Consider the following 24,709-nt stretch of genomic DNA (forward strand, 5'->3'; position numbering starts at 1 on the left):
TCTATTGTTTTAACAGAATTTGGACACTTTTATTTCATCGGAATACATAAATCTACTACCCAAGGAGCATCAGGATCCTCCATGTCGCCTGTACAACTCTGATAAAGGTCGTAATGGTCCCTCATATCGTATTCATAGCCCTTTTCGTTAAAGGTATCATATACTTTTTTCCATGCATCGCCGCATTCTGACATATTGATTTCTACCTGCATCACGAAATATTTTCCGCCGCTGATCGTATACTGTTTCATTCCTTCGCTTGGTTCTATTCCGGAAAGGTCTTCCAAGCAAGCTTCCGAGCGTAAGCTTTCAGCTGGTATGTGCGTTGGGTCGTCATGATAAACTCCTGCCATTCTGGGAGAAGCAGCCCAAAGGGCATTTTCTCCTGCCCATACGCATAGTTTTTCAAAAGCAGGACCTATACCCGAATAGTCGCCAAGGTGTGAAACGGCAATTGTTTTAATTGGTTCAAGATTTTTAATTTCTGTACTGTTAATTTTCATAAGTCTAAATTTTTAATGATTTGTTTTATAATATTTTTTATTTCAACGGGATGAATCACTGTTGTTGTGTCGGCATTCGCCAATACCCACCTTGCTAAAGACTCGAGCGAATAAGCCATGTAGGTTTGCTCTATCTGCCCGTTTTCAAGCTCTTTCTCTTCAGTCAGTCCCATATAATAGCAACTATCGGCATGATGTTTGGACACCTCTTTGCTTGTGTGTAAAACAACTTCTATCAGGCATTCAGGATTGTCACAACCAAGAAGCGATTCCAGTGGCGGATGTATTTTTATATGTTTATTGGCTGTTATTTTTATATTTTCAATACGATTGAGTTTGAATATCCGATACTCTTCCCGTAAGTGACACCAAGCCGAAAGATACCAGTAAGGATGTGTATAGGTAATACCAATCGCCTCTAAAGCCCTCTGACTCTTGTTTTCGTCTGCGTTGGTATAATTGATCTCTATAATCAACTTATCGTTTATGCTGCTTAATATTGTTTGCAATAAGTTAGGTAAACCCTCCCGTGTATTTCTGCTTTTATATACCGCTATGCTGTCACCCATCTCGTGGAGGTATTTTTTATCGACAGCTCTTAGTGCAGCACGGATTTTATCCATTCCCTGACGAAAATAGTTACTATTCTGCGCATCGGTAAGTTGTTCGATAATCTTTTCAGCCGTAAGAAAAGCCATTGCTTCTTCTTTGGTAAACATAAGTGATGGTAACCTGTAACCTTCAACTAAAGAGTAACCGACTCCCGAATTACCGCATATAGGCACTCCGGCTTCCGAAAGAGTACTCATATCACGATAAATGGTGCGCAGACTTACTCCAAAGCGTTCTGCCATCTCAGAAGCTTTCACAATTGGTCGTGATTGTAACTGTACCAATAATGCTGATATGCGGTCGAGCCGATTTAAGTCTTTATTCACTCTGTTTTATTGTTTAAATCCAAATTTGTGAGGGCAAACTTCCCGGCACCTCCAGCATTTTAGATCGAGAACACCTTTCGTTACAATATAGCATGTTCTGCGGCAGGCATTCTGATCGATATTGCCTTTGCCGTCTATCGCTGATGAAGGGCAGGTGTCAATACACAAACTGCAATTGCCGCAAAAGTTATAATTAAGTAATGAATCCGATTCTAGTTCCAGATCAGTCAATACAGCACCTAGCCAAAGCAGATTGCCATATTTTTCGTTACACAGTAAATAATTACGTCCGATAATCCCCAGACCAGCTAGTTCCCCCGCGTGTTTCAACGATATGGTACCGTAAAAACCTCCGTCCACAAATCTGCCGCTTGCCGACTTGATAGCCTTCGTCCTGATTTTACGCTTTTTCAACTCAGTAGCCAGTTGCTCCGCCAATGAGTCAAGCTTTTCGACCATTCTGTTGCGTACAGTTGTATAGGAAACAGTATCCAGTTTAAGCGTTTCTTGTGGAAATGTACATCCTAAAACAATAACTGATTTACAGACAGGAAATTTATCCACAGGCGAATGTCCTGCCGGAGAATCTACAAACCGATCAGTTGCTGCAACTCCAACGAGATCAGCTCCTAAAGATTTAGCTAGTTCTTTTACTGTCTTTTTATCCATTTGGCTTACTGTTTTTCTAGCGATAACCCGATTTGAGACCGAGCCGATTCATCGAATATTCATTAATAAATTTCTTTAAATTTACAACAAAAGCGTATAAATGGCAAGAGCGCTATCGTACCCTTTTATTCATTTGGGAGTTCCGGTTATTGAGGCATCTGCATCAGATACCAATTGATGCCGAATTTGTCGATAACGAGTCCGAAATTGGGGGAAAAATAGGTTTCGGCAAGCGGCGTAATCACTTTTCCGTCTTTAGACAAAGCATCAAATATCGAATATATCTCTTTGTCATCGAAAAACATGTCCATCTTGATATTATTCCCAATAACCAAAGGCTCTCCGGGTGCTGCATCGCATACATTTAGTATATTTTTGCCATTGCTTAAATAGAGCCATGCGATTGCTATTCGTTTTTTATAGTTATCCGGTATAGGCTGCTCTGTTGGCTCATCTTGGTAACGCATCAGATTCTTCATTTCTCCATTAAATACTTCTTTGTAAAAATTTATGGCTTCTTCGGCTTGCCCATTGAATGTGATGTTGGGTACTGCTAACATTATTTTACCTGTTTTTTTTAAATTAAACATATTTCATTTTCGTTAGCAAAGGTAGAGGCATCCGCTGACAGCCCTGTGTCAACAACTTTTTTTAATTATACAAAATTTTGAAAAAAATGAATTTTCCTTTTCGTTTCTTCCATAATCATTACTCAATTCTAACCATATCTTGAGTTCGGTCATTTTAATAAAAATGAAAATCCAATATTTAGATTAATAATTAATCTAGTTTTGGTAAGCTTTTCGTGATACATCTATTATTTTTCGCTTTACTACCACAAGGAGCGTATCGACTATTTTATCACTTTAACTTTGCTTTAAGAATAACTAAAAGAGTAAAGTAATAGCTATACTTTTTATAATATATAATAAGCATAATCGGGAATTATTTCCTTATTGGTACATATGCCGTCTTTCTTTTCCGCTTTGAAAATTGGCGGTCACATCAGATGCTTAGATTTCATATATGCAATTTGCATATCCCATATTATTCATAGAGAAAATAAAAGTCTTATTTTTACACAAAAACATTAAAGATGAATATTTTAGATAAGCACTCTACCAGTAAGCTACTCTTGTTTAGCCTAATCACTGCTATTTTTATTATCTACCCTAATATAACTTGGCTGCCTTGGGAGTTGAGTCTTGTAGAAGAAACCAAGCGAACCCATTACCTTTTATTATTCGGTTTTCGCTATGCGTTCTATACCGCTTTTATTCTTTTATTGATAAAAATCAATTTGCAAAAAATAAAAACGCTTTCTTTCCAAAAGCGTTTTGGATATAACGCTCTGATTAGTATCGGTGCTTATGCTATCTATGGTGGAACAGCTTTTTTGATTGATGCAAAAGTAAGGCATTTTGGCAGCTTGGTATTATTCCAATTCCTTATAGTTTGTATACTTGACTCACTGATAGGATATATTTATTTGTTATTTATTGAACAACGAAAGAAGGAACAGGAAATAGAACAGCTAAAGATTGAGAATTTGCAAAGCCGTTACGATGCCTTGACAAATCAAATCAATCCGCATTTCTTTTTCAATTCCTTAAATGGCTTAACATCATTGATTCGGAAGAAAAATGATGGAATTACGCTTACTTATGTAAATAAGCTTTCGGATGTTTTTCGCTATATTCTGCAAAGCGATAAGAAAGGGCTTGTGACATTGGAAGAAGAATTGGAGTTTGTAAACTCATTCCGCTATATGATGGAGGTACGTTTTGCCAATAAATTGGAATATAATATCGATGTAGATCCGAAAATACAGTCAACCAAATTACCTGTACTTTCTATTCTCCCCCTTCTTGATAACATAGTTGTTCACAATATGATTGACAGCGATCACAAAATGACAGTTTCCATTTATCTCAATGATAATAAAGAATTGGTTGTATCTAATCCTATATACCCTAAACTATCATTACCTGCAACAAACGGAACAGGACTAAAAAACTTGGAAAACCGTTTTTCATTATTGATGAATAAGCAAATCAGAGTTGAAAACAACGGCAGTATCTTCAGTGTTTATTTACCATTAAAGTAATCAGATATGAAAGTATTGATAGTTGAAGATGAAACGGCTGCTTATGATAGCTTGGTGGATATTCTCAAAGAAATTGATCCGTCTATAGAGGTTTTGGGAAATACCGAGAGCGTCAGGCAAACTATCGATTGGTTACAAAATAATCCCGTTCCGGATCTCATTCTGATGGATATTCATCTATCGGATGGCTCAGCATTCCTGATCTTTGAACATATTACAGTAGAAGTTCCCATTATTTTCACAACAGCTTATGATGAATATGCAATAGAGGCATTCAAAGTGAATAGTATAGACTATTTGCTTAAACCTATCAAGTCGGAAGAATTAGAACGGGCACTGCATAAATTTAAGAAATGGACACAAATCGAAGTGATTCAATATTTGTCCAGATTAACACAACTTACTCCAACCACCCGATATAAAGACAAATTTTTGATTCCGATAAAAGACAAATTACTCCCGATTGATTTACGGGAGGTATCGTATTTCTATACAACAGATAAAAATACACATATTTGCATGTTAAATGGAATCTGGATAAAGATAACAAGTTGCAAATGTCTTGTAAATTACAAGCTCCTATAACTGAGAGCTTCTGTTCCCATAAAACGGAGGGATTCACTACGCCAAATGATCCTGCTCTGAATAATGCTGTAATATTATATCTTTTATTGCCCTTGTACCGGGGAGTTTTTGCAATGAGGTATATAGAACTGGCAGATGCAAAATCTTTCGCAGGTTCGAAAATCGAGCTTTTCTGACCATTGTAAAGCGAGATGGCTTCCATATTATCGAGTGAAAACCGACCCAGGTCTACAACTCCGTTTTGTGCATTTCCGATCTTTATTCCATCGTAAAATACACCTACATGACGTGAGCCCATACTTCGGATATTGACGGTTTTAAGTCCGCCAATACCTCCATAATCTTTGAGCTGTACTCCCGAAAAGAACCGAAGTGCATCGGCTACATTATGTGCACTTAACTTACCTAATAATTCACCGGAAAGTGTTTGTACCGGAATTACATCACCGGTTATACGGTTATTGGTTATAACTATCTCGTTGAGGTATTGTATACTATCCAGTTTGCTTTGTGCAGATACATACGATGATATGGATAGTAAGCAAGTTACTAAAGAAAGATGTTTTATAATGGAACGATACATTTTGAGCTGATTGATAAATCAATAGCTTCAGAGAAATAATATATGAAGAATTATGTAAAAGGAATTACATTTAATTAAATACGATGAAAATAGAAATCAGAAATTCCTTCAATATATGGTTCTTCAGCTTTGTTTCCCGAAAGCTTTAAACTATTTATATTGGCAGGTCTTCTGACTTACTCCATCTTTGAACGTCCTTCCCATTCTTTACAGAACAGTGGTTTGAGTATTGTTCAAAGACTTTAGCGGAGCTTACAGCAGCGGGTCTGTTCAGGATTTACACCTGATTCCCTTTTCATCATTTTTCCGAAGAAACGGAACTATGACACCAAAATCTGATGTAAAGATATGTGAAAAAAGATCAATAGGTATAAAGGGTGCTTACTAATATTTATAAAAAAACAGAATCTGTAATTCTATTAAATCCGACCCTATACTTTCTTCAAGCTCTTCAGGCATGGGTATATACGATTTATTTAAATATTTACCAAACTATTTAGAAAAACTACTGTTTAAAGTTATAAAAAGTATATTTTTACAAAAAAATAAAAAGAGTAGAATCTTTAGATGAAATTTGAAGTAATACTAATGAGGTTATCATAAATATTATTCATCAGAACAAAATAATTAAAAGCTACCCATGTTGTTACGATATTTTCTAATTCTTTGCCTGTTGCTTTTCTATACCTATTCTTCCGCGCAAGAGGAACGAAGAGATATAAAATATACCCTTTCGCTTCCTAATAAAGATTCTCTGCCTGACGCAAAAGACTATATATTAAATATTATTGAAAATCATCATCAAAATAAATATACAAACCAGCCTGTTTATAATTATGAATTTTACCGGAAAACATCAGTGGATATAGTTGTCCACAAAGATTCCGTTGATTCACAAATAGAGCGGATCAGAAATGGCAATGATTTAATATCCAAATATTTGATTCGCCCGTTCGGATTTTGTTTCGAGCATGTAAAACCGAATGGGGATTCTGAAATGAAAGCTGCAACCATTTTGTTATTTGAAGATCATAAATCGGTTTTTACAAATAAGCTTCAAAGTAAGAATCCGAGTATAATTCAGACATCCACAGATAATGGTATTTTTCAGGTTTTAGGACACAAAAACATTCTGTCTTTTTTAGATGAAGCTTTTGGCGACATCGATCTCTTCAAATATAATAGCAATGTAATGTTGCTTTCTTTCAAAGGGCCCTTAAATAAGGAAAATACAGAAATGTATAGCTACAAATTGTCGGGGCATAAGAAATTGATCGGTAAAGATGAGTGCATTGAGATTGTTTTTTACAGTAAGGACATGCAGGAAAACGCTTTTTCCGGATATCTGTATATAACTTCGGATGATAATCCCAGACTGGTGGAAGCTGAATTTATGTTTAATAATCCCGAGAACATTAATTTTTTGAGGAAAGTTGCTTTTAGGCATAAGTTTAGTGAAAAAGAAGCTAAGATAATTCCTGTCGAAAAGGAAAATATATTGCAAATAGGAAGTGATAATAAGGGAACGATAGTTGCATCAAGAAAAGATATATATTTTAATTATAGTTTTAAACCCCTTTCTGCGGAACAAAAAACAGGAAGAATTCAATCGAAAGATAACAAAAAGAATGACCCTGTTTTTTGGGAACAATTGCGCCCTATACCTCTTACCGCCTCTCAGATGCAATTGGATACTCTAAAACTTGCAGCCGACCGGGATAAAAGCTTTCGCCGTCTCGAAAGTATGATTCGTCTGGGTCTTAGTGGTTCTCTCAGTATTGCTGACGGAAAAGCAGATATAGGTCCCTTGCCCCACTTTGTAAGCTATAATGACATGGAAGGATTAAGAGTAAGGGTAGGGGGGAATACAACCATAAATCTCTCTGATCGTTTCCAGTTAGGCGGATATGCGGCATACGGAACAAAGGATCAGGATCTGAAATATCAGGCAAACTTAGCCTACTCGCTGTTGCCCAAAAGCAAATATCTGTGGGAGTATCCTAAAAAGGTGATTGCGTTTGCATATGCTTCCGATTTAAATATTCCCGGACAGGATGTATTACTGATGAACAGAGATCATTTTGCTCAATCTTTTGCTCATACGCCTACCGATAATATGTCGCATCAACAGGTCGCTTTGTTATCTTTCGAAAGCGAAAACAGCCATAACTTCACATATAAAATAGCAGGGAAATTTACTTACGATCAGCCTATGGGAGTCGTAAAATATATACAAGTAAGGAATAATAACGATACAACGGTAATCAATAGCATAACAAGCAGCGAGCTTCAGTTTTCGGTACGTTACGCACCCGGCGAGAAGTTTTTTCAAAGGAAAGAAAGGCGTACGGCGATTCGTCGTGCATCAATCGAATTCGATTTTACACACCGCATAGGTATTAAACGAATATTCGATTCCAATCACAGTTATCAGGTTTCAAACTTTAATATTTTCAAAAGGTTCTCATTCGATAAGAATATAGGGCAAATTGATACTTATTTATCGGGAGGTAAGATATGGGGGCAGGTTTCCTTTCCATTATTGTTTATACCCGAAGGTAATCAGAGTTATGTATTTAGTCCTACTGCTTATAATTGCATGAATTTTTACGAGTTTGTAACCGACAGGTTTATTTCGACAAGTATAAACACAACTCTCAACTGGACTCCGATACGCTTGTTTCTGGAAAATGATAAAATGAAAATATGTCTGGGAGCCAAAATGATCTATGGACCTCTTTCGGAAAGAAATAATCCGGCAACACATCCCGAACTATTTATGTTTAACAATGGGATCAGAGCTTTGGGTGATGTGCCATATGCAGAAGCCAGCATTGGAATTGCCAATATATTTAAAGTACTGCGTATCGATTATGCACGCAGATTAACATATACCTCGGGTCTTGATGGTGAGGATATTACAAGAGGTTCTATTTTGTTTTCAGGTAGTTTTTCTTTCTGATTGGTATAATTCTCTTTTTTGATACAAGAGAAAAACAGAATCCCCGATTTTCTTCTACGAAAATCAGGGATAACTATCTGAAGCGATCGGATTGTAAGTAACCTTCCGGATAATCTAAAACTCACGATCAGGATTCTTCATTTTTCAAGATCTAAAAATCATTCTATTTTTACCGAATAGAAACCTTTACGTGCACATATATACAACATATCAGCATTTGCACCTCCTATAACAATGGAAGAAGGTCGTTCGGGAACCTCAACAGATTTTATAAAATCACCTTCTTTGTTATATATCAGAATATTTCCGGCTGATATATATACATTTCCTTTTTTATCAGTAAGAACATCTTGTTCTCCTTCTCTGGCAAACAATCGAGGTTCCAATAAAGTACCTTTTTCTCCGATTTTTGCAGCAAATGTCTTTTGAGCGGCATTGCTGGCTATGTAAACTGTTTCGTTGGGTTTAGATTCTTTCAACGAATATGTTTGTGCTATGTCGGATGTATTAGGTATTATGGTACTGCCATCTGCTGTAATATAGCAAGTCTTTATAGGTGCAATGATCGCAGTTTCCGAGTCATGCTCTATTCTATATCTGGAAGACTGGTAGATTATCGATTTGATTTTGCTTTGATCAACAGACGAAAAAGGAACCTCTTGCAGCTCTGTTATTGTTTCTGTCGGATTATTGGGATCCATAGATATAACCTTAATATCTCCTCTGTTAAAGATTGATTCGATTTGAACAAATCGGGTGACAACGAGTAAATTTCCTTTCGTGTCGAATGCTAATGATACAGGAAAAATAGGCAATTCACAGATAATCTCCAAGCCGTTCTTTTTTATATTCCAGCGGTAGATACGTTGCCAGCGATAATCTATAAAATACGGATTACCTTCTTTATCAACCGTTGCTCCGTCAATGAAATCGAACCCTTCGGTTATTTTTTTTACCTGAAATTGGGGTTCTAGTTTTTCTATCGGAGCATTCGAAATCTTTAGCAATGCAATTTCACGAGGGCGGACATTCTTTCCATTAGTTGCATTATGCAATGTATTATCAAATAAATACTTAGTCCATGTATAAGTTCTTAATCCTCTAAATGTCAGATTTTCTGAGTTTTCTGTGAGGATTGCATACGGATATGGAGTTGTTACCCTGCTTACCCTGTATGAAAATGTATTGGCAAACAGAAGGTTATTCGAATTACTGATTTTTAGGGGAAGACAATAAGGACCTTCTCCGCTTTCTTCTTCGAGTTGTAGTCCATATATTTTCCAATTCGAAACATTATCAATGATAGCTTCATTTCTTACATGATGTTCAATAGACATACAATAAATACGTCCTTCTGTTTGTGTATCCGAAATATACAAACCGGCAGAAGCATAAGGACTGGGAGTCCATATATCTTTGAAAGTACCTCCGCCGCCATTGGTAATCCACAGGCTCCAATTTTGGGTATCCCATTTACGGTATGGAATACCGTCGGCTGTCCGGTTATCATTATATACGGGAACATCTCTTCCTTTAAGACTGTATGTGCCATGACCACCCAAGAAACGAACATCATTCATCATCGATTTGGTTCCTGCCATCCACTTGGCTGCCACAGCTCTAGCATTAACTCCCGAAGTATTCAGCCCGATGCCGTTTACAATATTTACACCATTTACAGGTGTTTCCAAAAGAGGTAAAGGCGTGCCTATTCCTTGATACATTTCGGTACTATCGCGTAAGATGATTTGGGTTATAGATGGGTGCAACCCTATCAAATTGGTTTCAGGTTTTAATACTATCGGCTCTGTTACACGATAATGCCCGCTTGGGAGATAAATTGTCTTATGATTAGCTATCGCTTTTTTCAAAACTTCGGTATCATCTGTTACACCATCTCCGACAGCACCCAACGATTTTAGATTAGTCCACGATTCGGTGGATGGGAGTAACAGGATATCAGAAGGCACAAGAGGGGGGAGTTTCGTCAGAGAAACAATATCCTGTGATGTTTTTACAATAGAATTATCATTTACGGCATAGTGAAGCCCATGAGTCAGATTTTTTACATGATAGAGTTTACCCTGAGATTTTATCGTTTCCTGAGATGTTCTGAATGTAAGAAAAACGGGAACATTTATACAAACCACATTTTCTATATTGACTTGTGTCTTAGGATGTTTCTCTTTGCTGACAATGATACCCGATTGGCTGATATTTTCAAACCTTGAATCGGAAATCCATAATTGCTCCGATCTTTTCTGAGGTATATCTACTACAACAGGAATATCTTTAAAATGATTACGGATAATTATCATTTCGGCTTCTTCGGTCGAAATGGCAGCTTTTTTCTGCTTCTCGAAATACGAATCAATTATAAGAGCTTGCCATCCGGGGGCGGTTTTCTTTGTTTTGATTCCATAGTCGCCTCCATAAAAGCGGCAGTATTCTATTTCATTACAGATGTCTTCGACTCCGATATTTCCCGAGCTCAGATTAAAATCCATGTGAGAAAGAAAACAGTGCTGTGCTGCATGGAAACGGATAGCAATAGCAGAAGGATTTCCTTCTGCTATTTTTATGTTTATGTTCTGTATACCACTGTAAAATGTTCCTGCATTTGCATCCGAAACAGGTTGTCCGCTTCTTCGGGGTCGATCGGAAGTAAAGTGAAACAGATACTTCTCATTACCTTCCTGAAAACCGGGAGTATTTTTACCTAGTAGAATTTGCGGGCGCTTATTTCCATAGCCTATCAGCCGTATTCCTTTCCATAGATGGATAGTTTTACTTATCCTATAAGTTCCTTCGGGTATAAAGACAATGCCAAATCTGACAGTTTCCTGTACTTTGTTTATCGCCTCCTGTAAAGCATCCGATACGTCTGTACTTCCGTCCGTTTTAATATTGAAATTATCAGGTGTAAAATAAATTGCCAACGGATCGTCCAACTTAGTTGTATACACCGAAGCATATCCTGTGTCGTCCTGAGATATTTGACCTGAAACCTGACTGACGGTTGTAATAAAGAGACAGAAAAGTATTATTACAATCTGCTTCATCATAATTATAATTTGTAACGTTTGATACTAACAACCAAGCCTGTATTGTTATTTACAGAATTGACATAGATATATGCAGCATATTGTCCGTCAGCGCTTTTCATGAAAGCGCCTTCGTCCTGTTGAAATCCGAATACATAATCTACAGCGCTATCCAGATTCAGTGTTTGGAAATCTATATCATCAATGTATACATTCGGAATACTTCCCTTCAACTGTGCATCTCTTACATCTACACGTTTTTCCATGCGTGTTTTGTTCTTCGTCCACGAAGAAGGTATCGCTGCCGGCGTTGCAATGTATTTGGGATCGGTTCCCGGAGATACTGCCACATGACCATAATTGTAGTCTCCCATTTTAGCCTGATAGAGATATACAAAATCGATTTTTGATGAAAGGTTTCCGCTTTCCACCTCTTCTTTAGTGTATGCTTTCATATCGGCAATAGAGAAGTAACACGCTTTGCCGATAGTAAGGCTGATTAAGCGTTTCATCTCCATTTTCGATACTTTGTAAGAAGGCGTTCTTACATTCACATTATCCCCCGAAGTTGATTTTGCGGAGAAAGAAAATGACACTTCTTTTCCTCTTGCTTCTTCAGGTACAACATAATAATAGCGTAAGGTTGCAGCTATCAGATCTACTTTATTGGTGCCGAAAGCCACCAATGGATTTACATAGATTTCATCTACTTTTTCTTCCATTGTTGCCGATGACAAAGCTCCTTTTGTGGATGTCTCCTTCACGGTTTTTAAAGGCACATCGTCTCCAACCTTATAGTTTACGCCACCGGTAGTTAGAGCTACACGCGTGGTATAGTAAGAATGTACACCAAATTCTGTACCTTGGGCTCCAGCTATGGAAGCATTGGCCTCTACTGTGGCTAATCTACCGGAAGTGGTTCCTGCAGCATAAGCAAACTCAATCTTTTCGCCAACAAGTGCCGGAGCAACCGTCTTCTTTATGAAATCATTTTTCAGGCTGCTATCCTCATCATCGCTGCACGAGGCAAACCCCAAAAAGATGATAAATAGAAATATATATTTAGTTCGTTTCATAATGCAATTAAGTAATGTAAAATAATTATTGATACTTTTTATGACCATAACAATTTCAGTTTGTTATACTTGCCAAAGTAATAAAATGGTCTGGGACCTTATTTTGATTTATTGCCCTTGCAGAGTAATTGTGATTTTGTAATTCTTCATAATTTGTCTGTTTCCGGAAATAACAGTATACTGTTTCATCTGGCTGAAATCGATCCATTCTCCCATTGATGGTTGGATTTTTGCATCCAGCGACAAACTGCAATGAGGTTTCAGGTGTGCCATATTTGTACCGAATTTGGCAACTGCAGTAATAGTGCAGTTTACGGTATCTATTTCGGGTGTACCCACTAAAACAGTTCTGTGATCGGGACCAAGCAACTCAAACATGCTTATATAGCACTGTGTATTATCTGTTATAAGTAGTCCGTCTTCGTCTATAGGATTATCCTTACATGAATTGAAGCCCAAAGATGTACACAGGATTACTGTAAATAATATGATTAGATTTTTCATAATTGTTATGCTTGACTGTTTATAACCAAGGTTTATTCTGAATTAATTTAGAGTTACGTTCTATTTCTTTGAGCGGAATACGGTTTATATAGAAACGTTCGTATTCGCGGGCTGCTATGTTTTTAAATTCGTCACGTACCCTTACATTGTGTGTATTATTTAGCACAAGTCCGGGTCCTCCCGGTGCACCCCATATTTCTTCTACTTTCCGCCATCGGCGTATGTCGAACGGGCGGTGACCTTCGGCAATCAGTTCTACGATTCTTTCTTGCTCTATTGCTTTGAAGAACTCATCTTTGTTGGCTGATTTTTGAGTATCAAGATCGGGTAGGTTACCTCTTCGTCTGATTTTGTTTATTAGCCCAACCAATTCAGAAGACGGACCACTTACTTCATTTACCGCTTCACTATACATGAGGTAAACATCGGCAAGTCTCATCAAATAAAAATCCTGAGGACCATCGCTGCGGTCGGCAACAGCTGTCTGGCGTACCCATTTACGGAAAAGATATCCGCTGGATGTTCCTACATCATAATTAATAAAGTTGATACCGTCTTTTGATCCGTATTTAAATGGCATTCTGCCTAATAGAGTCATACCGTCGGTAGTCATGGTAAGCATACTTTCACCATCCCATAACAAGGTTGCTTTCATTCTCCAGTCTCTGTCTTCGTATGTCGCACGGTTTACGGAACCATTGGGATACTTATCGTCATTTATTAAAACGATTGGCTGTGCAAAATCTCCGGTTGATATTTTCTGGTATCTGTCTATCAATCTGGTAGTAGGAGTTACCCAGCATTGGGCGTTACCTGTATTTCGGGTACCAAAATCACGTAATAGTTCTTCCCCTTGCGAAAGGCTTGGTCCTCCGTATTGTAAAGCAAAAATAATTTCGGGACTGGCTTCATTGGCATAATTAAATAATTCCCAATAAGAAGGAGCGTCATAAGTTCCCGGATTACCTTCTGAGAATAATGCCAACCCATAATCATAAATTACTTTACGGAAATCATCGGCAGCCTGTTGGTAATATTTTTGAGCTTCACCCTGATCTTGTGTAAAACCGTTGAGTTCAGGCCAGCCATTTTTCTTCCATGATGCCCAGTACAACTGAACTTTTCCTCTGAAACCATATGCCGCAGCCAAAGATGCCCGTCCTCGTTGTGTGCTTTTAGGTACGGGAAGAACCGATATGGCAAATGTAAGGTCTTCTATAATATTATCTTTTACTGTCTGCGCAGGTGTTCTGGTTAACGAAATTGCTTCATTATTACCCGATAGTACATGAGCAAAATAAGGAACATCGCCCCATAATTCCAATAGACGGAAATAAGCGAGAGCCCTTAGAAAACAGTTTTCGCCTTTTATACGGTTGAGTATCGCTTTATTTTCGTCCAGTGTTTCTCTATTTAGCATAGATTCTGTATTCTCTAATACATAGTTGGCTCTGTTTATTACGGTGTAAGCATTGTTCCACATATAATCGAATCCACTTCCTGCACCTGATGAGGGAGTCCATGTTCCATTTCCACTGCCTGTACTAACGAGGCTAACTCCTCGGGTAAACTGAAATTCACCTTGTCCGTCGAAATAATAATCGCGTCCGAATAAAGTTCGTGTGGCTTCATAAACTCCTGTTGTTGCATCCACTGCGTCTTGTGGTGTTCTCCAGAAAATTTCGGACGACATTTGTGTTGTCGCATTCTGATCCAGAAGGTCGCTAACGCACGATGTGAGCAAACCCAATGATCCGACAAGCAAAATATATTTGATTCTTTTCATCTTGTTTTTCTTTTATTTTTATTAGAATGCTATGTTAAGTCCTACTGAAAAAGATCTTATTATAGGGTATAAATCGGCATTGTCGCCTTTCGGTTTTTCGGGGTCAATACCTTTCCATTGAGAGAATGTCAGAAGATTTTCTCCTGTAAAATATATGCGGACTTGTTCTAGTGTTGCCTTATTTATAAACGATTTAGGTAAACTATATCCCAACTGTATATTTTTTAAGCGTACAAAACTTGCATTATATAGCCAAAAGGTCGATTCTTCTCTGTTTTTACTTCCTCCTGATCCTGTTATCATACGAGGCATACCGGCATTTCTATTATCCAAGCTCCATGTATCGTTCCAATGATATTCCTGAAAACCATATCTGTCAGACGGAATATTTACATTGTTAAAAGGATCTATCCAATAGTCCCATCTTCCTACACTCGATTGTATCAAGGTTGCAAAGTCAAATCCTTTATACTGAGCTGATAAGTTTAATCCGAATTGTCCGGCAGGAGTATCCCTGTATTTGTTTTGAAACGCTTTTTTATCAGCATCGGTTATTTGCCCGTCTCCATTCAAATCTTGCAGAGCGATGTCTCCGGGAGACATATAAGGTGAGTTCTGGAAAGGTGAATTATAAATATCATTCCAACTTTGAGCCAGACCGTTATCCAGATAAGAATAAACATAGTGATACGGCATATCTAAAAATACCCAACCTCGTGCCAAATGCTCATTCCATTTTTCCAATCTGTTTTTATTGTAGGAAGCATTAAAGTTGACACTGTAATGGAAGTCCGAAACATTGGATGTCCAAGTCAGATTTAATTCCATACCCCGGTTTCTAAGACTACCTATATTCTTTCTGGGAGCAGAGTAGCCGGATAAAAGGCTCGATAGGTCTGATGGGCGGATCATGTCGCTCGTAAGACGGTCATACCAATCGATTTCGGCAGTAAGCCTGTTGTTGAAAAATCCGAGATCAAGTCCGATATTAGTTACTGTAGTCTTTTCCCAAGAGAAATCTTTATTAATCATTTTATTGGCAATATATCCTTTACTTACCGAATTGTTGAAAAGATAACTGGTATTGGCAAATACATTTTTTTGTTCGTAGCGATCTACTCCTGCATTATTACCCAGAGCTCCCATCGATACTCTCAGCTTGGTATTTGAAACAACATTTTTAAAGTTTTCAAAAAACACTTCCTCAGACAATCTCCATCCTAAAGCTACCGAAGGGAAAAATCCGAATTGATTACCCTTTGTGAATTTAGAGGAACCATCGTAGCGAAAATTAGCCTCTAATAAATATTTACTGTGGATAGCATAATTCAAACGTCCGATGAAAGAACGTAGCCCTTCTGCCGAAGAATTACCATTCGTTAGCTGGGTTCCTTTTCCTGTTGCATCCAATTCGGTTAAAGAAGCATCAACCCTGTCTTTGCGGTAGCCGTAAAGACCTCTGTCGAACCAATACTCATCTGCTGCATTAAACATCAGCGATAAAGCATGCCCTTTTATAATCTCCTTATCGTAATTGATTCTTCCTTGAAATAATGTTTTATGTCCCTGATATATCTGATTCGATAATCCGTCATCCGGAGGCATTGTACGTGCAATTTGTCCCGTTTGGAAATTCCATTGTGGCGTAGGATCCTGATAGGCTTTAGTGAATTGGTTGTAGTAATGGAGTCCAAAGCTCACATTAACCTTCAACCCCTTAATTACTTCCCAGTCTCCATATATCGACCCATTGTATTCCTGACGTGTTCTTTCGTTTGTAAACAAGTCATACTCGGCACGCATATTGCCGGCTGCCGAATTTTCACCGTATGCCATTGCTCCCCCATATTGTCCTGTTTGGGGATGAACGTTCAGTATTCCCGATACAGCATATTGCAGCCCTGCATTTTCCAATCCTGCACCACGGGGAAACAATGTCTCAGTCCATTGTCCATCGGTTTTCATACCTACGGTAATATTCTTTCTGATTTTATGATCCAGATTAAGACGCATATTATAACGGGTATAATTGTTTCTCAATTGCAAACCTTCCTGATCGGTAACAGCCAGAGACAAATAGAAATTAGACTGATCGGTGCCTCCTGATGCTGATACGGTATGATTTTGAAGTTTACCTTGTCTGAACATCTCATCATATTGATCTGTATTGGGAAACAATATCGGATCGACCATGCTCATGGCCATCCATTGCTCCACAGTGCCTTCTCTGAAATTACTGGCACTGTTTCCTGCTCCTGCCGCTCTCATCTGCATGGTCATTGCACGCGGATAATCAGCCAGATAGTCATAGAAGTTTGTTGCATCCGAGATGCCATACCAACCGGCATAACTGATCTTTGCTTTCGCCTGGTTCTTACCTGTGCGTGTAGTGATAAGTATAACTCCATTTGCTGCACGCGAACCGTATACTGCTGCAGAAGCAGCATCTTTCAGTACCGATATGCTCTCAATATCTGCCATATTTATGCGATTCATATCTACATCGGGCATACCGTCCACCACAATAAGAGGTGCTGAGTTATTCACAGAGCCTAGCCCCCTTATTTGAAGAGTTCCGCCATCAAATCCTGCAAATCCTGAATTTTGAAGAACAGATAACCCGGGAACCATACCCGACAAACCTGACGATACATTGGTCAACGAACGTCCCGCCATTTGCTCATCTACTTTTATGGAGGATACTGCACCGGTGAGGTTGATTTTCTTTTGCGTACCATATCCGACTACTACAACTTCGTCCAGTATTTTGGTGTCTTCGGTAAGATAAACTACCATGAGGTCATTAGTTACTCTTCTGGTGAGAGTATTATATCCTATGTACGAGAAAACAAGCTCTGCCGAAGGAGTCATCTTAAGTTCAAAGTTTCCTTCCAGATCGGTTATAGTTCTGTTTGTAGTTGAACCTTTCTCCCCAACAGAAACTCCAATGAGAGGTTCTTTAGTTACTTCGTCTAAAACAGTTCCTTTAGCTGTAAAGGTTGACTGAGCATAGGCTCCGACATCGAAAAGTAATAGGAGAAAAAATACGAGCATAAGTTTTCTGATAGTCCTTATGCATAAAAGATAGTTTTTATTCATAACATGTTAAATTTATATTAGGTTAACATTTTTTATCAGCTTGTCTATGATTGGAAGTAGATAGATAAAGACTGATTATGCAAACTTATGTTAATAAAAAAAAGATAAACATGAGATTAATGAAAAAGTAAATTGTTAACTAATATATTTAATGTTAACTTGCATATAATTAGCGATATGTGTTTTTTTATGCAACTGAATAAAGTGGAAGTAAATGAATTTTTAGTTTATTGTTTCTAAGTATTTATAAAAGTTCGTTAAACTATAAACATAAGCTGGTTATTTGACTGATATTCACTTTTTATGACTAAAATTAAATTGTCAAAATACTTATTAATAGTGATTTATATCTTTTTGTCGGACTGAGTAATCCACTATTTTATTCGAGAAATACAATTTATTTAAGTAGATAGGTATATTTGAATTAATATATAGTACTATTTGACTAAATATTACTGCGAAATACTGTTTATTATTTACAACTCTATTTTTGATAGACTGCCAAACTAAGACACATAACTGATGAAGTATAATCAAAGTCTTTCATTACTAATAAATTCAACTTGTGAAAAATGAAGGTGAATATGAACGAAACATATCTGGCAATTGATCTGGGCAGATCGGAACTTCTCATTGGCGAAGTAAGCGCCGAAGGTAAGATACTTCATTCTAAAAGATATGAAGCCGGTTACATCAACCAAGGTACAGCCCTTTCCATCATAAAACGCTTGTTGGAAGATTATATAACAACCGAAGGATGGATTAATGGGAAAAGACCAATCAGTATGGGATTGAGTTTATTAGGGTATGTGGATAATGTGCGCGGAACTTGGTTGCGAATCAATTCTAAGAGCAATCAGCCCACTCCTTTAGCTCACGATTTATTCCAGGTATACGGCATGCCATGCTATATAGGTAATAATATAAGGAACATAACCAGAGCAGTAAAGTTATGGGGGAATGGTAAACAGTCAGATAATTTTACCTACATAAATATCAGCACAAGTATTGAAGCCGGGTTTGTTGTAAATGGACAACTTGTCTGTGACAATCAATCGGAGCCCGGAGCAATAGGGCACATAGATACGGGTCTTGATATTGGTGTAATATGTAACTGCGGCCTTAACAACTGCACGGAATCTATAGCGGGAGGTGCCGGCTTTGATAAATCGGCTCGATTGTTTAGTGGTACCTATTCAAGTAATCTTTATATTCCTAAAGATGAGAAAATTAAAGTGGATATAAAACAGGTTTATTTTCTTTCTCAGCAAGGCGATGAACTTTGTGTAAAACTGGTTGAAAATGCAGTGAGTGCAATAAGTAATCTGATTATCACGTTGGTTGAGGTAAATAGAGTCAATACGATAATTTTGGGGGGTGATATTGTTTCGAATGGTTTTATATATCCCAAAATAATAAAAAAACTAAATAAAGATGCCGGACACTCTATAACAAAAGGCATTCTATTAAGTCAATTTAATTCCGAATATGCCGGTCTTATTGGTGCAGCTGCGGTAGCAATGAATAAATAGATATGAAATAATTGGATTTAGGATTTTACTCCTAATTTTACTAATTAAAGCTATAGATTATGAGAAGTTTCTTACTCTTTTTTTGTTTTATGTTCATTTGTATGAATTCTATCAGGGCTAAGAACGAGCTGGATTCACTATTTATAGAATTAGACAATAAAATTTTAAAAAAGGACGTATATATTGAGTTTAAAGAATTAAAAATAAAAGAATTAAAAGCCGAAAGATCGAGACTTAATATCTCTATCGGTGATCTATATTCATTAAACACCCTTCTATATAAAGAATATAGGTCTTACATCTCTGATTCTGCTATTTTCTACCTGAATGAGAACCTCGATATTGCCGACTTATTGAAAGACTCAAGCAAAATGAACGAAACTTCTATTGCAATGGCCAATCTCTTTGCAATATTAGGAATGTATAAGGAGGCTGTTGATATTATAGATGGAGTAAAGATAGAATCTCTAGATAAACAACAGGCAATACAATACTACTCTACCAAAAGAGTTATATATACTAACTTAGGTTCATATTCACATAGTAACAGGGATAAGGCGTTGTATCTAAAAATGGCAAATGCTTATCGGGATACATTAGCCAATATAGCCGACAAGTCATCGGAAGATTATCTGAGAATTGCGGAAATCAGATTGCGTTTGGACGGAAATATACCTGAGGCTCTACTCATAAATGATAAACGTTTGAGTATGGCGGAAGTAGGTACTCCCGAGTATGCACTTGTTACTTTTAACAGGTCTCTTTTATATCGAAAACAGGGAGATTTAGAAATGGAGAAAAAGTATCTGATACTGTCTGCAATCTCAGACATTCGATCCTCAATCAAGGACAATGCATCGATCCCTATTCTGGCAAATATACTTATGAAGGAAGGTGATATCGACCGCGCATACAAATATGTATGCTTTTCATTGGATAATATCAATGAATACAATACCCGTTTAAGAAGTTCCGAAATTTTGAATATACAAACTATCATCGATAGGGCATACCAGAAAAAGAATGAAGAGCAAAATAAACAACTCCGCCTTTTCCTTGCATTGATAAGTATATTATCGGTTTTGCTTATCATATCAATTTCATATGTTTACAAACAAATGAAAAAAGGTATAATAATAAGTAAGCGCCTGAAAGAGGCTAATCTCGAATTAAACACACTCAATCAGAAATTACATAACATGAACAATGAGCTCCGAAAGCTCAATATTGAGGTTGTAGAAGCAAATCAGATTAAGGAAGAGTATATCGGCTATTTTCTGGATGAATGCTCTAAATACATAGATAAATTAGACGAACTGAGAAAAACGATAAATAAAAAAATACAGGAAAAACAGATCGAAAGCCTTTATAAAATATCAAAGAACAATAACTTAAAAGAGGATGAGTTAAAAGAGTTGTTTCGGAATTTTGATGTTATGTTTACCCATTTATTTCCTGATTTTGTCGAAAAATTTAATTCGCTCTTGATGGATAATGAACAAATAATATTGAAAAAAGGAGAATCACTGAATAACGAGCTTCGAATCTATGCCCTTATCAGATTGGGGATAGATGACAGTAGTAAAATTGCCAATTTTTTAGGATATTCCGTTAATACGATCTATAATTATCGGGCAAAAATAAAAAATAAAGCAAAAATTTCGCGTGAAGATTTTGAATGGACTATAAAAAAGATAGGCACATTCAGAAAATAATACTCCGACAATTGGTAATATCCTGTAACTGTCGGAGTAAGCCTTAGCTGTTATTTCTAAAGGCTATTTTAAAATAATTTCCTGCACATTGCTGAAATTGTCATATCCCGTAATTATAACTTTATCTCCGGCTTTCAGACCGTTTAGTATTTCATATTGCAATGGATTCTGACGTCCGAGAGATATATCTGCTTTTGTGGCTCTGTCTCCTGCTTTATTTAATTTAAAGAGCCATTGTCCTCCTGTTTCCTGATAAAAATTACCTTTAGAGATTACTAATGCTTCCTCCGGTTGTCCCAGTTCTATTTGTATCCTGTAATTTTTTCCGATCCTGATATTATCAGGTTTTTCTTCCATGAAAATCAGGTCTACTTCAAACTGGCGGTCTTTAATTTCCGGATTAATCTTTGTTATTTTCAACGGAATCTTTTTATCCTGATATGTTATACTTGCAGGTAAGCCTACACTAACACGATCAATATAATATTCGCTTATTTTTGTGCTTATTTTAAGATCTTCGACGACTTTCAGTTCACCTATACTATTTCCTGAAAGTACCTGTTCGCCGGGAATGACACTAATGTAGCTTAATTGACCTGAAACAGGAGCTTTTATTATGAGATTATTCAAACGATCCTTGCTATTTATGAACTTCTTATTCTCACGGTTCAGGTCATTTTTCATCAAATCGGTTTGTAAGATATTCATCAATGAGTCGTGTTTTAATTCCTCGAGTAAAATAGATGCATTTTTTTGATTAAAACTATAGTCGTCCGCAGCAACTTCTAATTGAGCTTTACTTTTTATCCCGATCTGATATTCTTCTTTGTCAAGATTATATTGCTTACTCAACCTATCCGACTCATACACCGTTTTAAGAGCGGTACGCTTAAGTTCGGATGATTTACGTTTCATTTGTATTAGTTTCTCCTCATACGTTATTTGTTGTTTTTCTAGTTCATCCCGTTCATCCTGAATAGATCTTATTAATTGAGGGTTATCAAGAATAAGTATAGTATCTCCTTGCACAAGCATACTGCCTTCGTCTGCAATAATGTGTTTTACAATACCATTCTCAGAGCTATTTAATTTTACAGTCAATCTGGGCTGAGCAATACCTTCCACCTCCAGATAATCCAGAAATTTATCTTGTAAGACTTCTGATATTTGAATGCTGGTGGAATCAATTCTTAATTTTTTTGAGCCAATCTCGGAAAATAAAGAATAAGTAAACAAGCCAATTAATATTATTCCTGAAATAATATAATATTTATACCTTAAAATCGGGTGCTTCTTTTTTATTGCTGTATCCATAATCTATAAAGTTAAGCTCGCAGAGCTATTTGTTTTTTGGTAAGTGTAATAAATAAAGCTAGCTATGCTTGATTAATAATTCATTTAAGTAATAATTCATAATCTTCTGTCAGAGTCACGTCCTTTTCGAAATCGTATAACGTCAAACTTCGTAATACGTAATAAAGTGACCAGTAATTATAAAGAGCATTTATATAATTTCGTTTGGCTGTATCTTTCTCAGAGATAGCCGTGTTCAAATCCAAGATGGTAGATCTCCCTAAAATATATAGTTTGCGTGCGACTTCGTTGCGTCTGTTTGCAGTTGCATCTGTTTTTAAAGCAACGTTTATTCTGTTGTTTTGCAGGTTAAACTGTTTTACGATACGGGTTACATTCAATTCAAAATTAATTTTGTCTTGTTTTATTTGTGTATAGACCATATCGCGATTGGATTTTGCTACCTGTATCTGGCCTTTGCCCCTTCCCCAATCCAGAATGGGTAACCGAATACCTATTTCAACATATTGCTGATTAAGTGGATCTCTATAAGCCGTACGTATATTTTCACCTGTCTGAGTAAGTCCCAGTTGAGCGAATATATCAGCCTTTAGTCCGGCGGAAGCTCTTGCATTTGCAACATTGCTTTCACTTTCCTGCTTTTTCCGTTCCATTTTAATTATATCCGGACTATTATTGGTTGCCAGATATAAAGCTTTATGCAGGTCAACGATAAATTGAGGTGTGTTTTCTTCAAGTACAACTTCAATCTCTATATCTTCGGTAATACCCAGATAAGAGCGAAGTTCCTGAGTATAATTATCTACTTCAATTTGAGCATTTAGCATGTTACTTTCTTCATTAAGGCGATTAACCTCCAGTTGTAACATGTCATTTTCGGTGATGGTTCCTATATTATATCTCCTTTGAGCAAAAGAGTACAGAGTATCGGTATTTGCATAGTTAGTTTGCGCAATTTGCAGGTTAGTCTGAGCTCGAGTTAAATCAAAGAATTTCCGGACAGTTTCTGTCGATACTAATTCAATTAGCTCTACATATTCTTTTTTTGCCTCTTCGAATCGAAGAGGTTCAATTTTTTTATCCCATTTCAATTTATTATACCCGAAAAGCGATTGTTGGTAAGAAATAGTAATAGGGTTTGTCAGGTAAGAGTAGTTTTTGTTTTCTCCCAAGATATCTAACCTCTGGATACTTGATTTTAAAGACAAAGTACCTCCCGTTAAGGCTATATTCTGACTTATGGATAACATTCCATCTGTGCTTAACTCATTTTGCTGTATAAACTGGGATGTCCCATCCGGCATATTTATTACATTAATCGAGTGATTAAAATTAGGTGTAGAACTAAAGGCTAGAGATGGCAGATAATTTGCTTTAAAGTAACAATAATTCCAATATGAGGAACGAAAGCTATGACGGGCTACAGTGATTTGAGGTGATTGTTTTCTGGCAATATCTATAGCTTTATTAATAGTCAAACTTATTTGATTATTTTGTTGTCCTTGTACAAAATTCGTACAAAACAATAGTAATATTATAAACATATAAGATGTTCTTTTCATGATATATCTATCTATACGTAATTAATAAAATCAAATATCATGCCTTGTTTGTAAAATTCTGTTTATTAATATTTTATGTTGTTTTTATTGTGTTTTTATGTTCATTATCGCACTGTTTTATGTTCATTATCGCACGTGTTTTGTCTGAAATTTTTAATATCTTTATAGAAAATAAATGAGGTAAATATGAGTAAAGTATGGAAAGAAAGGGGAGAATACTGATTATAGATGATAATGAAGATGTGCTTTTTGCTCTTAATGCATTGTTGCAAAATTATGTAGAGAAGATAAAAGTAAGCACACATCCCGAGAAAATAGAAAAATATTTGAAAGAATACCAACCTGATGTAATACTCCTGGATATGAACTTCAGGTTAGATGTTATCAGCGGTAAAGAAGGCTTTCTCTGGCTTGAGAGAATACTAAAGGTTGATCCTCAGTCTATTGTTGTTTTTATGACTGCCTATGCTGATACAAATAAAGCTGTACAGGCAATAAAAGCAGGAGCAACTGATTTTATTGCTAAACCTTGGGAGAAGGAAAAACTATTAGCTACTAATGCGAATCAGTAGTTAAACTTTTCCGCTGATTTGTTTAGTTAAAATGTTTATAATCAATAAAATAAGCGATTGATTATTTGCTCAATCTCTTGAAAATCATTAACTTAAAAGAATAATCCCCATTATTTTTCAGTTATGATTCCCAAGAAGAAAGAGCTTAAACTGATAAA

15 protein-coding genes, 3 pseudogenes and 1 riboswitch are annotated in these 24,709 nt (G+C 36.6%); of the genes and pseudogenes, 6 read left to right on the forward strand and 12 right to left on the reverse strand.

The features are described 5' to 3' along the window. Positions 1-29 precede the first annotated feature (29 nt). From CLV62_RS19480 to CLV62_RS19495, 4 genes are all read right to left on the reverse strand, one after another. Positions 30-503 (reverse strand): AraC family transcriptional regulator, encoded by a 474-nt coding sequence (locus tag CLV62_RS19480; protein WP_110312446.1) that lies wholly within the window; start codon positions 501-503, stop codon positions 30-32. Then, positions 500-1,441 (reverse strand): helix-turn-helix transcriptional regulator, encoded by a 942-nt coding sequence (locus CLV62_RS19485; RefSeq protein WP_110312447.1) that lies wholly within the window; start codon positions 1,439-1,441, stop codon positions 500-502. The genes CLV62_RS19480 and CLV62_RS19485 overlap by 4 nt, the downstream gene beginning before the upstream one ends. Positions 1,442-1,447: 6 nt before the next feature. Then, on the reverse strand, positions 1,448-2,110 hold the full coding sequence (locus CLV62_RS19490; RefSeq protein ID WP_110312448.1) for an epoxyqueuosine reductase: 663 nt from the start codon (positions 2,108-2,110) through the stop codon (positions 1,448-1,450). 146 nt (positions 2,111-2,256) lie between these two features. Then, complete coding sequence (locus tag CLV62_RS19495; RefSeq protein ID WP_110312449.1) at positions 2,257-2,700, reverse strand: VOC family protein; 444 nt, start codon at positions 2,698-2,700, stop codon at positions 2,257-2,259. Between the two features lie 506 nt (positions 2,701-3,206). Between CLV62_RS19495 and CLV62_RS19500 the strand changes: the two genes are divergently transcribed. Both CLV62_RS19500 and CLV62_RS19505 read left to right on the forward strand, forming a co-directional pair. Next, the gene (locus CLV62_RS19500) at positions 3,207-4,217 is read left to right on the forward strand and encodes a sensor histidine kinase (protein ID WP_110312450.1); all 1,011 of its coding nucleotides are present in this window, start codon (positions 3,207-3,209) and stop codon (positions 4,215-4,217) included. 6 nt (positions 4,218-4,223) lie between these two features. Next, positions 4,224-4,748: pseudogene (locus tag CLV62_RS19505) on the forward strand (LytR/AlgR family response regulator transcription factor); the annotation flags it as partial. On the opposite strand, the pseudogene CLV62_RS19510 reads toward CLV62_RS19505, so the two are convergent. After that, positions 4,717-5,385: pseudogene (locus CLV62_RS19510) on the reverse strand (TonB-dependent receptor); the annotation flags it as partial. The pseudogenes CLV62_RS19505 and CLV62_RS19510 overlap by 32 nt on opposite strands. Before the next feature lie 144 nt (positions 5,386-5,529). Next, positions 5,530-5,733: riboswitch (cobalamin riboswitch) on the reverse strand. 292 nt (positions 5,734-6,025) lie between these two features. Here CLV62_RS19510 and CLV62_RS19515 point away from each other — a divergent pair. Beyond that, positions 6,026-8,347, forward strand: a complete 2,322-nt coding sequence (locus tag CLV62_RS19515) for a DUF5686 family protein (protein WP_110312453.1) — start codon at positions 6,026-6,028, stop codon at positions 8,345-8,347. Between the two features lie 158 nt (positions 8,348-8,505). Here the strand turns inward: CLV62_RS19515 and CLV62_RS19520 are convergent, their stop codons facing one another. The 5 genes from CLV62_RS19520 to CLV62_RS19540 form a co-directional block, all read right to left on the reverse strand. After that, positions 8,506-11,412 (reverse strand): glycosyl hydrolase family 28-related protein, encoded by a 2,907-nt coding sequence (locus CLV62_RS19520; protein ID WP_110312454.1) that lies wholly within the window; start codon positions 11,410-11,412, stop codon positions 8,506-8,508. 2 nt (positions 11,413-11,414) lie between these two features. Further along, positions 11,415-12,467 carry a DUF4466 family protein gene (locus CLV62_RS19525; RefSeq protein ID WP_110312464.1) on the reverse strand — a complete coding sequence of 351 codons (1,053 nt, stop codon included), beginning with the start codon at positions 12,465-12,467 and terminating at the stop codon, positions 11,415-11,417. A gap of 108 nt (positions 12,468-12,575) precedes the next feature. Next, a complete protein-coding gene (locus CLV62_RS19530; RefSeq protein ID WP_110312455.1) occupies positions 12,576-12,971 on the reverse strand; it encodes a hypothetical protein in 396 nt (131 codons plus the stop codon). 19 nt (positions 12,972-12,990) lie between these two features. Continuing rightward, on the reverse strand, positions 12,991-14,757 hold the full coding sequence (locus CLV62_RS19535) for a RagB/SusD family nutrient uptake outer membrane protein (protein WP_110312456.1): 1,767 nt from the start codon (positions 14,755-14,757) through the stop codon (positions 12,991-12,993). A gap of 21 nt (positions 14,758-14,778) precedes the next feature. Next, positions 14,779-17,856 carry a SusC/RagA family TonB-linked outer membrane protein gene (locus tag CLV62_RS19540; RefSeq protein ID WP_245904139.1) on the reverse strand — a complete coding sequence of 1,026 codons (3,078 nt, stop codon included), beginning with the start codon at positions 17,854-17,856 and terminating at the stop codon, positions 14,779-14,781. A 584-nt stretch (positions 17,857-18,440) separates the two neighbouring features. Between CLV62_RS19540 and CLV62_RS19545 the strand changes: the two genes are divergently transcribed. Then, positions 18,441-19,388: an ROK family protein gene (locus tag CLV62_RS19545; RefSeq protein WP_170120110.1), complete on the forward strand. Its 948-nt coding sequence runs from the start codon at positions 18,441-18,443 to the stop codon at positions 19,386-19,388. A 101-nt stretch (positions 19,389-19,489) separates the two neighbouring features. Continuing rightward, complete coding sequence (locus CLV62_RS19550) at positions 19,490-21,103, forward strand: DUF6377 domain-containing protein (protein ID WP_146212801.1); 1,614 nt, start codon at positions 19,490-19,492, stop codon at positions 21,101-21,103. 63 nt (positions 21,104-21,166) lie between these two features. On the opposite strand, the gene CLV62_RS19555 is transcribed toward CLV62_RS19550, so the two are convergent. Both CLV62_RS19555 and CLV62_RS19560 read right to left on the reverse strand, forming a co-directional pair. After that, on the reverse strand, positions 21,167-22,417 hold the full coding sequence (locus CLV62_RS19555) for an efflux RND transporter periplasmic adaptor subunit (protein WP_110312460.1): 1,251 nt from the start codon (positions 22,415-22,417) through the stop codon (positions 21,167-21,169). Between the two features lie 80 nt (positions 22,418-22,497). Then, a complete protein-coding gene (locus CLV62_RS19560) occupies positions 22,498-23,979 on the reverse strand; it encodes a TolC family protein (RefSeq protein ID WP_110312461.1) in 1,482 nt (493 codons plus the stop codon). Between the two features lie 197 nt (positions 23,980-24,176). Here CLV62_RS19560 and CLV62_RS19565 point away from each other — a divergent pair. Continuing rightward, positions 24,177-24,536 (forward strand): annotated as a pseudogene (locus tag CLV62_RS19565) (response regulator); the annotation flags it as partial. Between the last annotated feature and the right edge of the window lie 173 nt (positions 24,537-24,709).

The sequence above is a fragment of the Indolivaga alginatilytica genome (assembly GCF_003201355.1).
Classification (GTDB): Bacteria; Bacteroidota; Bacteroidia; order Bacteroidales; family Dysgonomonadaceae; genus Dysgonomonas_A; species Dysgonomonas_A alginatilytica.

Bases quoted from the DNA above. Each gene is read 5' to 3' on its own strand.
- CLV62_RS19480 (WP_110312446.1), bottom strand. From the start codon at position 503: ATGAAAATTAACAGTACAGAAATTAAAAATCTTGAACCAATTAAAACA.
- CLV62_RS19490 (WP_110312448.1), bottom strand. From the start codon at position 2,110: ATGGATAAAAAGACAGTAAAAGAACTAGCTAAATCTTTAGGAGCTGAT.
- CLV62_RS19495 (WP_110312449.1), bottom strand. From the start codon at position 2,700: ATGTTTAATTTAAAAAAAACAGGTAAAATAATGTTAGCAGTACCCAAC.
- CLV62_RS19500 (WP_110312450.1), top strand. From the start codon at position 3,207: ATGAATATTTTAGATAAGCACTCTACCAGTAAGCTACTCTTGTTTAGC.
- CLV62_RS19515 (WP_110312453.1), top strand. From the start codon at position 6,026: ATGTTGTTACGATATTTTCTAATTCTTTGCCTGTTGCTTTTCTATACC.
- CLV62_RS19520 (WP_110312454.1), bottom strand. From the start codon at position 11,412: ATGATGAAGCAGATTGTAATAATACTTTTCTGTCTCTTTATTACAACC.
- CLV62_RS19525 (WP_110312464.1), bottom strand. From the start codon at position 12,467: ATGAAACGAACTAAATATATATTTCTATTTATCATCTTTTTGGGGTTT.
- CLV62_RS19530 (WP_110312455.1), bottom strand. From the start codon at position 12,971: ATGAAAAATCTAATCATATTATTTACAGTAATCCTGTGTACATCTTTG.
- CLV62_RS19535 (WP_110312456.1), bottom strand. From the start codon at position 14,757: ATGAAAAGAATCAAATATATTTTGCTTGTCGGATCATTGGGTTTGCTC.
- CLV62_RS19540 (WP_245904139.1), bottom strand. From the start codon at position 17,856: ATGAATAAAAACTATCTTTTATGCATAAGGACTATCAGAAAACTTATG.
- CLV62_RS19545 (WP_170120110.1), top strand. From the start codon at position 18,441: ATGAACGAAACATATCTGGCAATTGATCTGGGCAGATCGGAACTTCTC.
- CLV62_RS19550 (WP_146212801.1), top strand. From the start codon at position 19,490: ATGAATTCTATCAGGGCTAAGAACGAGCTGGATTCACTATTTATAGAA.
- CLV62_RS19555 (WP_110312460.1), bottom strand. From the start codon at position 22,417: ATGGATACAGCAATAAAAAAGAAGCACCCGATTTTAAGGTATAAATAT.
- CLV62_RS19560 (WP_110312461.1), bottom strand. From the start codon at position 23,979: ATGAAAAGAACATCTTATATGTTTATAATATTACTATTGTTTTGTACG.